Origin of the sequence: Pseudomonas sp. PB105 (assembly GCF_009764655.1) — a bacterium.
Lineage (GTDB): Bacteria > Pseudomonadota > Gammaproteobacteria > Pseudomonadales > Pseudomonadaceae > Aquipseudomonas > Aquipseudomonas cyclaminis.
Genome location: NZ_RWIO01000091.1, coordinates 51,018 through 64,217, shown reverse-complemented (window position 1 = coordinate 64,217; position 13,200 = coordinate 51,018). Strand labels below are relative to the sequence as shown.

Annotated in this window: 9 protein-coding genes; 4 read left to right on the top strand and 5 right to left on the bottom strand. The window is 61.9% G+C overall.

Going from position 1 to position 13,200, the window contains the following annotated elements:
• Positions 1–2: 2 nt before the first annotated feature.
• The 4 genes from EJD88_RS21690 to EJD88_RS21675 form a co-directional block, all read right to left on the bottom strand.
• Positions 3–1,169 (bottom strand): diguanylate cyclase, encoded by a 1,167-nt coding sequence (locus EJD88_RS21690; protein ID WP_099585170.1) that lies wholly within the window; start codon positions 1,167–1,169, stop codon positions 3–5.
• A gap of 51 nt (positions 1,170–1,220) precedes the next feature.
• Positions 1,221–3,458, bottom strand: a complete 2,238-nt coding sequence (gene glgB / locus EJD88_RS21685; RefSeq protein ID WP_158879001.1) for a 1,4-alpha-glucan branching protein GlgB — start codon at positions 3,456–3,458, stop codon at positions 1,221–1,223.
• Complete coding sequence (treS, locus tag EJD88_RS21680; RefSeq protein ID WP_158879000.1) at positions 3,455–6,802, bottom strand: maltose alpha-D-glucosyltransferase; 3,348 nt, start codon at positions 6,800–6,802, stop codon at positions 3,455–3,457. The genes glgB and treS overlap by 4 nt, the downstream gene beginning before the upstream one ends.
• Before the next feature lie 93 nt (positions 6,803–6,895).
• The gene (locus tag EJD88_RS21675) at positions 6,896–8,884 is read right to left on the bottom strand and encodes an alpha-1,4-glucan--maltose-1-phosphate maltosyltransferase (protein WP_112195104.1); all 1,989 of its coding nucleotides are present in this window, start codon (positions 8,882–8,884) and stop codon (positions 6,896–6,898) included.
• A 204-nt stretch (positions 8,885–9,088) separates the two neighbouring features.
• Between EJD88_RS21675 and EJD88_RS27040 the strand changes: the two genes are divergently transcribed.
• Positions 9,089–9,265, top strand: coding sequence for a hypothetical protein (locus tag EJD88_RS27040; RefSeq protein ID WP_178075366.1), 177 nt, complete (start codon positions 9,089–9,091; stop codon positions 9,263–9,265).
• Here EJD88_RS27040 and EJD88_RS21670 read toward each other — a convergent pair.
• Complete coding sequence (locus EJD88_RS21670; protein WP_112195102.1) at positions 9,243–9,734, bottom strand: MgtC/SapB family protein; 492 nt, start codon at positions 9,732–9,734, stop codon at positions 9,243–9,245. The genes EJD88_RS27040 and EJD88_RS21670 overlap by 23 nt on opposite strands.
• Positions 9,735–9,854: 120 nt before the next feature.
• On the opposite strand from EJD88_RS21670, the gene EJD88_RS21665 reads away from it, so the two are divergent.
• The 3 genes from EJD88_RS21665 to mapR all read left to right on the top strand — a co-directional run bounded on the left by EJD88_RS21665 (position 9,855) and on the right by mapR (position 13,136).
• Positions 9,855–10,094: a DUF3203 family protein gene (locus EJD88_RS21665; protein ID WP_158878999.1), complete on the top strand. Its 240-nt coding sequence runs from the start codon at positions 9,855–9,857 to the stop codon at positions 10,092–10,094.
• Between the two features lie 184 nt (positions 10,095–10,278).
• Complete coding sequence (gene ccoG / locus EJD88_RS21660) at positions 10,279–11,688, top strand: cytochrome c oxidase accessory protein CcoG (protein ID WP_158878998.1); 1,410 nt, start codon at positions 10,279–10,281, stop codon at positions 11,686–11,688.
• Positions 11,689–11,726: 38 nt separating this feature from the next.
• Positions 11,727–13,136 (top strand): GntR family transcriptional regulator MpaR, encoded by a 1,410-nt coding sequence (gene mapR / locus EJD88_RS21655; protein WP_158878997.1) that lies wholly within the window; start codon positions 11,727–11,729, stop codon positions 13,134–13,136.
• The last annotated feature ends 64 nt before the right edge of the window (positions 13,137–13,200 follow it).

Below are 13,200 nucleotides of genomic sequence, written 5' to 3'. Positions count from 1 at the left end.
CCCTACTGCGCCACGGCCACCTGATTGCGGCCCAGCGCCTTGGCCCGGTACAGCGCTTTGTCGGCGGTGTTCATCAGGCCATGCAGGTCCTCATCCTGGGCTTGGGTCGAGGCCACGCCCAGGCTTGCCGAAAGCCCCTTGACCGGCTCGACCGCCAGCCCGGAAATCGACTCGACCAACTGCTCGGCAATGGCCTGCGCGGCTTCCAGCGAGGTGTTGGGCAGCAACACCGCAAACTCCTCGCCGCCCAGGCGGCCATACACATCAGATTTACGGAATGAGGCACTGATCACGCCGCCAATCTGGCGCAACACCTGATCGCCGGCCTGGTGGCCGTAGGTGTCATTGATGTGCTTGAAGTGGTCCATGTCCATCATCAGCGCGCACAGCGGCTGCTGGTTGTGTCGGCACTGCGCGTAGAGCAGGTGGGCATGTTCGAAAAACGCGCGGCGGTTCATCAGCCCGGTCAGTTCGTCGGTTTGTGCGGCGCGCGCGGAAATGCTGTGGGCGCGTTCCATTTGCCGGGTCAGGCGAAACGCCTTCTCCAGCGCATCGGACAATTTACGCGTGGCGCTGGCGACAAAGGTGGCGAACACCAGCACCGCGATGGCGACCCCCACCTGCATGGACGACGGCTGGAACAGCAGCCACACAGTGCAAGGCAGCAACACCAGGCCGATGGACACCAGCGTCATGTAGCGATAGGCCGAATAACACGACACCGCGCTGACCGACATGCCCACGGTGAACAACATGACCAGTGCCTGGGAAAGCCGGTCATCCGGCGGCATCACCGCCAACGCACCGATGCCCCAGACGCCGGCGGACAGCATCAACGTAACCCAGTAGCGGCGCTCCCAACGATCCGGCGTGCGCTCACTGTTGGGGCAGCGAAACCAGTCCATGAACATCTTGACCCGCAGCAGCGACGACACCGAAAGCACCGCCAGCCACACCAGCATGACATCGCGATCGAAGCGTTCCCAACACAGCCAGCAGAGCATGACCGCCGCCAGGTAACTGCCGAAGATGGCGGCAAATGACTGCCGGAACAGCTGGTGCAGACGGTCGGTCCGCACCTGCTGCTCTATAAAGCAATCCTGGTCCTGCTCACGCCCAAGGCCATTCATGAAATTCGCCTGATTCGACTGCCGCGACAAAGGCGCCATTGTGGCACCCTGCCAGCACCGCGGACAACTGAATCCCGCACAGCAGAGCGGTCAAGCCCCTTCAGGCCGCAGAATCAGCACGCCCAGCGGCGGTAAATTCAGCGACAGTGACACCGGTTGACCATGACGCGGCTCATCCTGGGTAAAGACTTCGCCGCCGTTGCCGAAATTGGAACCGGCATACATGTCCGCATCACTGTTGATCACTTCGCTCCAGCGTCCGGCAAACGGCACGCCGACGGCATAGGCCTCGCGGGGCACCGGGGTGAAGTTAGCCACCACCAGGACGGGCTTACCGTCCTTGCTCCAGCGCAGCCAGGCGTAGACGCTGTTGATCGCGTCATCGCCGATCAGCCATTGGAAGCCTTGTGGCGCATCGTCCTGTTCGTGCAGGGCTGGCTCTTCGCGGTACAGACGGTTCAAGTCACCGACCAGCTTCTGCACGCCTTTGTGCTCTGCGTACTGCAAGAGGTACCAGTCCAGTTGCTGGTCGTGGTTCCACTCGCGCCACTGGCCGAACTCGCAGCCCATGAACAACAGTTTCTTGCCGGGATGCATCCACATGAACGCCAGGTAGGCACGCAGGTTGGCAAACTTCTGCCAGCGGTCGCCGGGCATCTTGTCGATCAACGAATGCTTGCCGTGTACCACTTCATCATGGGAAATCGGCAGGATGAAACGCTCGGACCAGGCATACACCAGGCCGAAGCTCAGCTCGTTGTGGTGATGGGCGCGGTAGACCGGGTCTTGCTGGATGTAATGCAGCGAGTCGTGCATCCAGCCCATGTTCCATTTGTAGTTGAACCCCAGGCCGCCCTGTTGGGTGGGCTGGCTTACGCCGGGCCAGGCGGTGGATTCCTCGGCGATCACCAGGGCGCCGGGGGCTTCCAGGGCTACCACGTCATTAAGGTGGCGCAGGAAGTCGATGGCTTCCAGGTTCTCGCGGCCGCCGTGGCGGTTGGGCACCCATTCGCCGGCCTTGCGCGAATAGTCGCGGTACAGCATCGACGCCACCGCATCCACACGCAGGCCGTCGATATGGAAATGCTTGAGCCAGTGCAGGGCCGAGGCCAGCATAAAGCCGTGCACCTCGGTGCGGCCCAGGTTGTAAATCAGCGTGTCCCAATCCTGGTGGAAGCCTTCCAGCGGGTTGGCATATTCATACAGCGCGGTGCCGTCGAACTGGGCGAGGCCGTGGGTATCGGTGGGGAAATGCGCCGGTACCCAGTCCAGAATCACGCCGATATCGGCCTGGTGCAGGGCGTTGACGAAATAGGCGAAATCTTCCGGCGAACCAAAGCGCGCAGTCGGGGCGAACTGCGACAAGGCCTGATAACCCCAGGAGCCGCCAAACGGGTGCTCCATGATTGGCATCAATTCGATATGGGTGAAACCCAATTGCTGCACGTACGGGACCAGGCGTTCCGCCAATTCACGCCAGCCATATTGGCGGGCGACTTCGCCGGCTTCGTCCAGCTCGCATTGCCAGGAACCGACGTGCAGCTCGTAGATCGACAGCGGCGCGGTGGGTTTCTGCTTCTCGCTGCGCGACTGCATCCACGCATGGTCTTGCCAGTCCACCTGCAACGGCGGCGCAACTTTCGACGCCGTGTCCGGCGGCAGTTGGGTGGCCAGTGCCATGGGGTCGGCTTTGAGCGGCAAGATTCCGTTGGCGCCGAGGATCTCGTACTTGTAGGCAGCGCCCGGTTGCAGACGTGGGATAAACAACTCCCACACGCCCGAAGGATGGCGCAGGCGCATCGGATGACGGCGCCCGTCCCAGATATTGAAGTCGCCCACCACCGACACCCGCCGCGCATTCGGCGCCCATACGGCAAAACGAACGCCCTGCACGCCGTCGACGCTGGTCACCTGGGCGCCCAGGCAGCTGCTGAGGTCGCGGTGGTTGCCTTCGGCAAACAGGTACAGGTCCATTTCCCCCAGCAATAATTGGCTGAAACTGTAAGGGTCTTCGGTGATCTGTTCACCGCCGGCCCATTGGATTTTTAGCAGATAGGGCTGGCGTGTGATGAAGTGCCCGACAAACAGGCCCGGCACCTGGGTCGCGTCCAGGCTGCCGATGGGCTCGCCGCTGCCTTGCGCCAACACCTGGACGCTCAGGGCTTCGGGCAGGAATGCGCGGATAAATTGCCCGCCCTGCTCGTCATCGTGCGGCCCGAGGATCGAGAACGGGTCGTGGTGCTCGGCGCGCACCAGCGCATCGACGTCCTTGGACGCCGGCATGGCAGTCAACTTGGGCTGCAGCGGTTCTTTATGCGTGTAATTCATGACGTCTCCCCACCGCGTGCAGTGTCAGATAGAGGTATTAGCCCGCTGAGCAGACCGTGCAGCCCTTGCAGGGGCACCGGTAGCCAGGTCGGGCGGTTTTCCGCTTCGTAAGCCACTTCGTACGCGGCCTTTTCCAGGCTGAACAATGTCAGCGCGGCGTCCTGGCCTTTGGCATCCTGCCAGTCATGCGCCAGTGTAGACGTAGCTGCCTGATAAGCCTGGATAAATGCCTCGCGTGCTTCATTCAGGTAGCGATCGGTCACACGCCGGCGGGCCTGATCGGCTTGCGGCGAGTGATCCGCCCCTTGCACATTCAGGGCCATGGCCGCTGCGTAATCAAACGAGCGCAGCACACCGCTCACATCTTTATACGGGCTGTGCTTGCCACGCCGCTCATGCAGCGGCCTGGCTGGCTCGCCTTCAAAGTCGATCAGGTAGGCATCGCCCTTCACCACCAGCACCTGGCCCAGGTGCAAATCACCGTGGACCCGAATGCGCAGACCGCCCAATGTGGCTTTCGCCAACGCCTGGACCTGGGCGCCGATAGCTTTTTTCTGCGCCAACAAGTCACTGACCAACGCCTGATCCGCAGGGTTCAATTGGGTTTGATGCAGCTTGAGCAACTGCAACGCACGTTCGATCTGCGCGCCGACGTCCTTGGCCCAGGCCTGGGTGTCCTTGGCGGTGGTGACCTCGGGTTTGAAGTCCTTGTTGGTGGTCTTCGCGCCCAGCACCAAGTGCATTTCCCCCAGGCGCTGGCCGAGTAGCCCCGCAAAGTCCGCCAATTCGCCCAAGGCGTTGTAGTGCTGGTCCTGCTCGGAGATGGCCTGCGCCAGTTCGTCGCGAATGGCGCGTTCCAGGTTGTTCTGGGTCCAGCTCCAGGCGTCGCCCTGATTGCTCAGGTAACCCTGGGCGATCATCAGCAGGTTGTCCTGGCCGTCGGCGTCGCGGCGAATCATCGAGCCCAGCAGCGGCGAGATGTTCGGGTAATCGGCGGCGGTCAGGTAGGCGCTCATTTCCAGCTCCGGGTGCACACCGGCGCTGACTTTGCGGATCAGCTTGAGCACCAGGCACTCGCCCACCACCACCGAACTGTTGGACTGCTCGGCCGACAAATAGCGCACTTGGGCCTCGTCGGTCAGTTGCAACGGCGCCAGATGGGGCGTGGCTTCAAAGCGCAGGTCGCCTTCGCTGGAGCTCAGCACCGTACCGGCCTGCAGGCCCTGGATCACGGCGCGGATAAAGTGCTCCAGGCTGAAGGCATCCGTGACCAATCCTACCTGCCGCGTACGCCGCACACGGGCCAGGGCCAATTGCTGCGGCAAGGCACTGGTGAACTGGTCTTCGCTCAGGAAACCGAACGGCAGTTGATAGCGACTGACCTGGCCGCCGCTGGTAACGTCAATCTCACTGAGCAACACCGGATGCTCAGGGTCGCCAAACCGCACGCCGTAAGCGATGTGCACGTTGTCGATAGCGGTGTCCTTGCCCGCGAACCAGCGCCGCTTGGGCAGCCAGGCAGGCAAGGAAGTCTGCTCCAGGGTGGTGCGGCAAGGGTCTTCGAGCAATTCTTCCATGCGTTTTTTAAGTACCAGGGTGGTGAAGTCGGGGATGCTTTGAGCCGGTTCCACATGCCAGCTGGGCATCTGGTTCTGCGCCGCCAATCCAAACCAATAGAAGCCATAGGGCGCCAGGGTCAGCAGGAAATTCAACTGGCCGATGGGCGGGAACGCGTTGCCGCCGAGCATCTCCACCGGCACCATCCCGGCGAAGGCCGACAGGTCCAGTTCGGCGGCCTGGGCACTGCGGGACACGTTGGCCACGCACAGGATGATTTCCGTGCGACCGTCTTCCCCGGTGTATTCACGGGTGTAGGCGAGGATTCTGCGATTGCTCGGCGAGAGCATTTTCAGACTGCCCCGGCCAAACGCCTTGGATTGCTTGCGCACCGCCAACATGCGTCGGTTCCAGTTGAGCAGTGAGTGCGGGTCTTGGGTCTGGGTTTCGACGTTGACCGACTGGTAGCCGTACAGCGGGTCCATGATCGGCGGCAGCACCAGGCTGGCCGGGTCGGCGCGGGAGAAGCCGCCGTTGCGGTCGATGGACCACTGCATTGGCGTGCGCACACCGTCGCGGTCGCCGAGGTAGATGTTATCGCCCATGCCGATTTCGTCGCCGTAATACAGGGTCGGCGTGCCGGGCATCGACAGCAGCAGGCTGTTGAGCAGTTCCACGCGGCGGCGATCTCGTTCCAGCAGCGGTGCCAGGCGTCGGCGAATGCCCAGGTTGATGCGCGCGCGACGGTCAGCGGCGTAGTAGTTCCACAGGTAGTCGCGCTCTTTGTCGGTGACCATTTCCAGGGTCAGTTCATCGTGATTGCGCAGGAAGATCGCCCACTGGCAGTTGGCGGGGATTTCCGGGGTCTGGCGCAAGATATCGGTGATGGGAAAGCGGTCTTCCTGGGCCAGCGCCATGTACATGCGCGGCATCAGCGGGAAGTGGAAAGCCATGTGGCATTCGTCGCCGTCGTCGCCCTTCTTGTCACCAAAGTACAGCTGGGTGTCTTCGGGCCACTGGTTGGCTTCGGCCAGCAACATGCGGTCCGGGTAATGGGTGTCGATTTCGGCGCGGATCTGCTTGAGCACATCGTGGGTTTCGGCAAGGTTCTCGTTATTGGTGCCGTCGCGCTCGATCAGGTACGGGATGGCGTCCAGGCGCAGGCCGTCAATGCCCATGTCCAGCCAGTAACGCATCACCGACAGCACGGCCTTCATCACTTGCGGGTTGTCGAAGTTGAGGTCCGGCTGGTGGGAGTAGAAACGGTGCCAGAAGTACTGGCCGGCGACCGGGTCCCAGGTCCAGTTGGACTTCTCGGTGTCGAGGAAGATGATGCGCGTGCCGTCGTATTTCTGGTCGTCATCGGACCACACATAAAAATCTCGCGCCGCCGAACCGGGCTTGGCCTTGCGGGCGCGCTGGAACCACGGGTGCTGGTCGGACGTGTGGTTGATCACCAGCTCGGTGATCACCCGCAACCCACGTTTGTGGGCCTCGGCGATAAAGCGCCTGGCGTCGGCCAGGGTGCCGTAGTCGCTGTGCACGCCACGGTACTCGGCGATGTCGTAGCCGTCATCGCGGCGTGGCGAGGGGTAGAACGGCAGCAGCCAGATGGTGTTCACGCCGAGGTCGGCAATGTAGTCGAGCTTGGCGATCAGCCCGGGAAAGTCACCGATTCCGTCATTGTTGGAGTCGAAGAAGGACTTGACGTGAACCTGGTAGATCACCGCGTCCTTGTACCAGAGCGGGTCCTTGATGAAGCTGGCAGCCTTGGGTTTCTTCGCCATTGGAAACTCCTGGAATACTCAAATTCTTTCAAACTGAACTCGGTCAATGTGGGAGGGGGCTTGCCCCCTTCCACATGTTGATCTTCACCAGGCTCAGGAGGTGGTGATGCGCCAGATCCCGAACGGCATCTGCGGCTCAAGGCGCGTCCACTGGGTCTTGCCATACCAGGTCCAGCGATGGCCGTTCATCAGGTCCTCACCTTGGGTTTGCGCATCATCGGGCAGGCCCAGCTCCCACAACGGCAATTCGAAATGCGCTTCCTGGGCATTGAACGGGTCGAGGTTGATGGCGACCAGGATGAAGTTGTCGCCCTCCTCACTGCGTTTGCCGAAGTACAGGATGTTGTCGTTCCATGCGGTGTAGAGCTTCAACCCCAGGTGTGTCTGCAACGCCGGGTTTTGCCGGCGGATGCGGTTGAGCTGGGCGATCTCGGCGATGATGTTGCCGGGGGCGGTGAAGTCGCGGACACGGATCTCGTACTTCTCGGAGTCCAGGTATTCCTCTTTGCCCGGCACCGGCGCGGCTTCGCACAGTTCAAAGCCCGAATACATGCCCCACAGGCCCGAGCCCATGGTCGCCAGCGCGGCGCGGATCAGAAAGCCAGCGCGGCCGGACTCATGCAGGAAGCCTGGGTTGATGTCCGGGGTGTTGACGAAGAAGTTCGGCCGGTAGCACTCGCGCCATGGCGTCTGGTTCAACTGGGTGAAGTACTCGCTCAACTCGGCCTTGGTATTGCGCCAGGTGAAATAGGTGTAGCTCTGGGAATAACCGACCTTGCCCAGCCGCGCCATCATCGCCGGCGTGGTGAAGGCCTCGGCGAGAAAAATCACCTCGGGGTGCTTTGAGCGCACATCGCTGATCAGCCATTGCCAGAACGGCAGCGGCTTGGTGTGGGGGTTGTCGACGCGAAAGGTCTTCACGCCCTCTTCCACCCAGCCCACCACGATGTCGCGCAACTCGGTCCAGAGACCCGGAATCGCATCCGCCGCATAGAAGTCGACGTTGACAATGTCCTGGTACTTTTTCGGCGGGTTTTCAGCGTATTTGATCGTCCCGTCGGGGCGCCAGTTGAACCAGCCCGGATGCTGCTTGAGCCACGGGTGGTCCTGGGAGCACTGGATGGCAAAGTCCAGGGCGATTTCCAGCCCGTGGTCGGCGGCCGCCTGGACCAGGCGGCGAAAGTCGTCGCGACTGCCCAGTTGCGGGTGAATGGCCTCGTGACCGCCCTCCTCACTGCCAATGGCGTACGGGCTGCCCGGATCATCGGGGCCGGCGGTCAGCGAGTTGTTCTTGCCCTTGCGGTGGCTGCGGCCGATGGGGTGGATCGGCGGGAAGTACAGCACGTCGAACCCCATGTCATGGATCATCGGCAGCCGTGCGTGCACATCGTTGAAGGTCCCGTGACGCGCTGGATCGTCGGTGATCGAGCGCGGAAACAGTTCGTACCAACTGGCGAACTGCGCCGCCTCACGCTCCACGTCGATCGGGTAAACGGTGCTGATGCTCAAATAGGCGCGGTGATCGGCCTGGGTCATCAGGTGTGCACTGTCTTCGTGCAGGAACAGCGCGACCTGTTCGGTTTCCAGCAGGCCGGAGAGTTCGTGGTGCAGCAACATCAGGCGGTCGCGCAGTTCGTTGTCACTGCGTTCGGCGGCCTGCAGCACCAGGCTGCGGCCTTCCTGCAACTCCAGGCTGACCGGCACGCCGGCTTCGTGCTTCTTGCGCAGCTCGTAGCAGAAGCTGGCGAAGGTATCGATCCAGGCTTCAATGCAGTATTCGTGAGGGCCTTGGGTGGTGACGGTAAACGCGCCCTCCCAGCCATTGTTACCCACGTCGGTCATCACCACGCTGTGCCAGCTTTCGTCCTGCAACGGCCGCCAGCGGATCAGGACAGCGAGCTTGTCGTGGCCGTCGGCGAATACCTTGCTGGTCACGTTGACCCGCTGGCCCACGACGGCCTTGACGGCGAATTCACCGCCATCAATTACCGGCATGGTGCTTTCGATCGCGATCCTGGGCAGCAACAGCGCCTGGGACAGCGGCAGTGAGCAATTATCTGGAACCTGAGTGTCAGCAGTCATCGAGCATCTTCCCCTTACGCCCTGTGGACGCTCTTTGCTTGATCCGAATTCTGAAACGGCAGTGATCTCCCTGAGCAAGGCCGTCATAGGTCCGAGCCTGAGCCTTGGCCAAAAGTTCAGGTGGATGTGCCGCCATTGAGCGGGGAATCAAATCCCCCAGGCGGTTGTCCACCGGTAGAGCAAAGCACAAAGGAGGCCACACCGATGAATATCCCGATCCCGGCTGAAACCCCTGACCCGAATATCGACAACCCGACCCTGCCGCCCACTGAACCGGAACCGATTCCCGAAAAAGAGCCCCCGGAAAATCTGCCACCCCCCGTGGAAGAGCCGCCGACAACCATGCCCCCGGTGATCGTCAGTCCTTCTCGAAGCGCTTGACGATTTTCGGCATGACGCGGAACACCGCCAACGCCAACAACGTACTCAGGACCGCTGTCGATTCCCGGCCCAACCCGGTCGAGACCCCAATCGCAGCGGTCATCCAAAGGCCGGCGGCGGTGGTCAGGCCTTTGACATGCCCCTCTTCATCATCCTTGCCTTTAATGATGGTGCCGGCGCCGAGAAAGCCGATCCCTGCGATCACGCCTTGCACCACGCGGCTCATGGCGTCCGCCTGATTGCCCGACATCTGCGGCACCATCACAAACAGCGCGGCGCCCAAGGCCACCAGCATATGGGTGCGTATCCCGGCCGCCTTGCCCTTGCTCTCGCGTTCAAAGCCCAAGATGCCGCCCAGCAAGGCGGCGATCAGCAGGCGCACGGTGACCTGGGTCAGTTGCCTGGCATCGCCGATATCGGCGAATTCGGCCTGCAGGGTTTGCCACACTTCATGCCACCAAGCGTCCATGAAAGCTGTCCTTCAAAGAAGTCGATAATTCATGGACAGCGCCTACCGCCAGTCAGTTGCCTTGAACCCTGCCTCGCCACCCTCCCCTAAGGTGCATAGCCGATGAAAAAGGAGTCCAACATGACGCTGCGTATTGAAAACCACCTGTGCTATTTCAAGCTCGACGACAGTGGCCAGGAGCAAAGCGTGCCTGCCACCCGCGTGAAGATAGTGACGGACGATGACAAGTCCATGTCCTACGTAGAACTCGCGGGCGAGCGCATCTACATCACCGAAGCCGAAGCAGACGCCCTGACGGTCGAAGGCGCGACGGACGGGCGTAACCATGTGAAGGCCACCAAACCTGGTTCGCTGATTTGATTGATCCGTGTCATCACCGCTGGAATCAACCTGCACCCCAGGCGCGCCGGGGTGCAGCAGATTGTCGCAGGGCCCGGCCCGCAGGCCATCTGATCCGCTTTTTATCGCTTTAGCTGAGTCTGTTATGCAAACAGCCGCCGGCCCATAGTTCATCCGCCTGATGGAGGCTGATGAGCGAATGACCATGAGCGAACGCATCCCAACCGTGGAAACCTTTGAACCCATTCACCCCAAGAAGGTGAAGGCCAAATCCAGCGACACCCTGATTCATACCCGCAGCTTCACCGGCCTGTTCCGCACCTTGCGCGTGGCGGGCGCGGGCTTTCTGTTCCTGGCGTTTTTCGGCACCGTATGGCTGAACTGGGGGGGGCGCCAGGCCGTGCTGTGGGATCTGGCGGAGAGCAAATTCCATATTTTTGGCGCGACCTTCTGGCCCCAGGATTTCATCCTGCTGTCAGCGCTGCTGATCATCTGCGCCTTCGGCCTGTTTGCGGTCACGGTGTTTGCCGGCCGTGTGTGGTGTGGCTACACCTGCCCGCAAAGCTCGTTCACCTGGTTGTTCATGTGGTGCGAAAAGGTCACCGAGGGCGAACGCAACCAACGCATCAAGCTGCAAGCGGCGCCCTGGAGCCTGAACAAACTGGCGCGGCGTTCGGCCAAGCACACCTTGTGGCTGGGCATCAGCGTGCTGACCGGGCTGACCTTTGTCGGTTACTTCACGCCTGTCCGCCCGTTGGCCGAGGAACTGCTGACCCTGGAAATAGGCGGCGTGAGCCTGTTCTGGGTGCTGTTTTTCACCGCTGCCACCTACCTCAATGCCGGCTGGCTGCGCGAGGCGGTGTGCATGCACATGTGTCCGTATGCGCGATTCCAGAGCGTGATGTTCGATAAAGACACTCTGACCATTTCCTACGACAGCGCCCGTGGCGAAAGCCGCGGCCCGCGCAAACGCGAGGTCAGGCCGGCCGATGTCGGCCTGGGTGATTGCATTGACTGCCACCTGTGCGTGCAGGTCTGCCCCACCGGCATCGACATCCGCGACGGCCTGCAAATGGAGTGCATCGGCTGCGCGGCGTGCATCGATGCCTGCGATTCGATCATGGACAAGATGGGTTATGCCCGTGGCCTGGTCAGCTACACCAGCGAACATCAACTGCAAGGCGGCAAGACCCATCTGCTCCGGCCCCGCCTGATCGGCTACAGTGCGGTGCTGCTGGTGATGATTGCCGCGCTGGTGGTAGCCCTGGTGGAACGGCCGATGGTGTCGTTGGACGTGACCAAGGACCGTGGCCTGTTCCGCGAGAACGCCGTGGGCCAGATCGAAAACATCTACAGCCTCAAGGTCATCAACAAAACCCAGCAGCGCCAGGATTACCGGGTGGAACTGATCGACGCCGACGGTTTCCAGCTGCACGGCAAGACCGAGGTCAGCCTGGCGCCGGGGGAAATCATTGATGTGCCGGTGTCGGTGGCGTTGCTCGCGGATAAACCGGCGAGCAGTTCGCAGACGTTGCGCTTCAAGGTCATGGATGTGAATGAACCGGGCATTTACAGCGTGGCCGACAGCCGGTTTGTGGCGCCGCTCAACCGCTGATACCTCGGTATCAAAAAAAACACTTGTTTAAGGCCAACATGAAACGCTACGAAAAATTCGCCGAAGACATTGCCGAACTGATCCGCTCCGGCGTCCTCGGGCCCGGCCAGCGCGTGCCGTCGGTGCGCTACGCCAGCCAGACCTACGGTGTCAGCCCGTCCACGGTGTTCCAGGCCTATTACCTGCTGGAGCGCCGTGGCCTGATCCGCGCGCGGCCGCGTTCCGGGTACTTCGTCAACACCCATGCGCCGAGCCCGTTCTCCGAGCCGGTGGTGAGCGAACAGGTGCACGAGTCCACCGAGGTGGATGTCAGCGAGTTGGTGTTCTCGGTACTCGACTCGATCAAAGACCCCAACACCGTGCCCTTCGGCTCGGCGTTCCCCAGCCCGATGCTGTTCCCGCTGCCGCGCCTGGCCCGCTCCCTGGCCAGCGCCAGCCGTGAGATGGACCCGCGCCTGGTCGTCACGGACATGTCGCCGGGCAACCCCCAACTGCGTCGGCAAATCGCCCTGCGCTACATGGTCGGCGGGCTGATGCTGCCGATGGAAGAACTGCTGATCACCAACGGCGCCCTGGAAGCGCTGAACCTGTGCCTGCAAGCCGTCACCGAGCCCGGCGATCTGGTAGCCATTGAAGCCCCGGCGTTCTATGCCTGCCTGCAAGTGCTCGAACGCCTGAAGCTCAAGGCGGTGGAGATCCCCGTGCACCCGCGCGACGGCATCGACCTCAACGCCCTGGCGCAAGCCCTGGAGCGCTACCCGATCAAGGCCTGCTGGACCATGACCAGTTTCCAGAACCCCATGGGCGCAACCCTGCCGGAAGAGAAGAAACAGGCGCTGGTGGAGTTGTTGCGCAGCCATCAGGTGCCGCTGATCGAAGACGATGTCTACGCCGAACTGTATTACGGCCAACAGGCCCCCAAGCCGGCCAAAGCCTTCGACACCGAGGGCCTGGTGATGCACTGCGGTTCCTTCGCCAAGAGCCTGGCGCCCGGCTATCGCGTGGGCTGGGTGGCCGCTGGGCGCTATGCGCAGAAAGTCGAACGCCTGAAGCTGATGACCTCGCTGTGCCCGTCAATGCCGGCTCAGGCGGCGATTGCCGATTACCTGCAACATGGCGGCTACGACCGGCACCTGCGCAAATTGCGCTATGCCCTGGAAGAGCAGCAAAGCGCCATGCTCGCCGCCATTGCCCGGTATTTCCCCGCACAGACCCGCGTCAGCCAGCCGGCCGGGGGGTATTTCCTGTGGTTGGAATTGCCGGAACAGACGGATTCACTGAAGTTGTTCCAGATGGCCTTGGCCCAAGGCATCAGCATTGCGCCGGGGCCGATCTTCTCGGCGACCCAGCGCTTTCGCAATTGCATTCGGCTGAACTACGGCAGCCCGTGGACCGAGGCGTCGGAGAAAGCGATGGAGACGTTGGGGCGGATTGTGCGGTCGTTTTGAGGGCTGGGTGGTGTTCTTTCTGACGTCATCGGGGGCAAGCCCCCTCCCACACTGAGGGTATTCA

What these genes read in the sequence shown, in the direction of transcription:
- EJD88_RS21690 (WP_099585170.1), bottom strand. Translation starts at nt 1,169, where the DNA reads ATGGCGCCTTTGTCGCGGCAGTCGAATCAGGCGAATTTCATGAATGGC.
- glgB (WP_158879001.1), bottom strand. Translation starts at nt 3,458, where the DNA reads ATGAATTACACGCATAAAGAACCGCTGCAGCCCAAGTTGACTGCCATG.
- treS (WP_158879000.1), bottom strand. Translation starts at nt 6,802, where the DNA reads ATGGCGAAGAAACCCAAGGCTGCCAGCTTCATCAAGGACCCGCTCTGG.
- EJD88_RS21675 (WP_112195104.1), bottom strand. Translation starts at nt 8,884, where the DNA reads ATGACTGCTGACACTCAGGTTCCAGATAATTGCTCACTGCCGCTGTCC.
- EJD88_RS27040 (WP_178075366.1), top strand. Translation starts at nt 9,089, where the DNA reads ATGAATATCCCGATCCCGGCTGAAACCCCTGACCCGAATATCGACAAC.
- EJD88_RS21670 (WP_112195102.1), bottom strand. Translation starts at nt 9,734, where the DNA reads ATGGACGCTTGGTGGCATGAAGTGTGGCAAACCCTGCAGGCCGAATTC.
- EJD88_RS21665 (WP_158878999.1), top strand. Translation starts at nt 9,855, where the DNA reads ATGACGCTGCGTATTGAAAACCACCTGTGCTATTTCAAGCTCGACGAC.
- ccoG (WP_158878998.1), top strand. Translation starts at nt 10,279, where the DNA reads ATGAGCGAACGCATCCCAACCGTGGAAACCTTTGAACCCATTCACCCC.
- mapR (WP_158878997.1), top strand. Translation starts at nt 11,727, where the DNA reads ATGAAACGCTACGAAAAATTCGCCGAAGACATTGCCGAACTGATCCGC.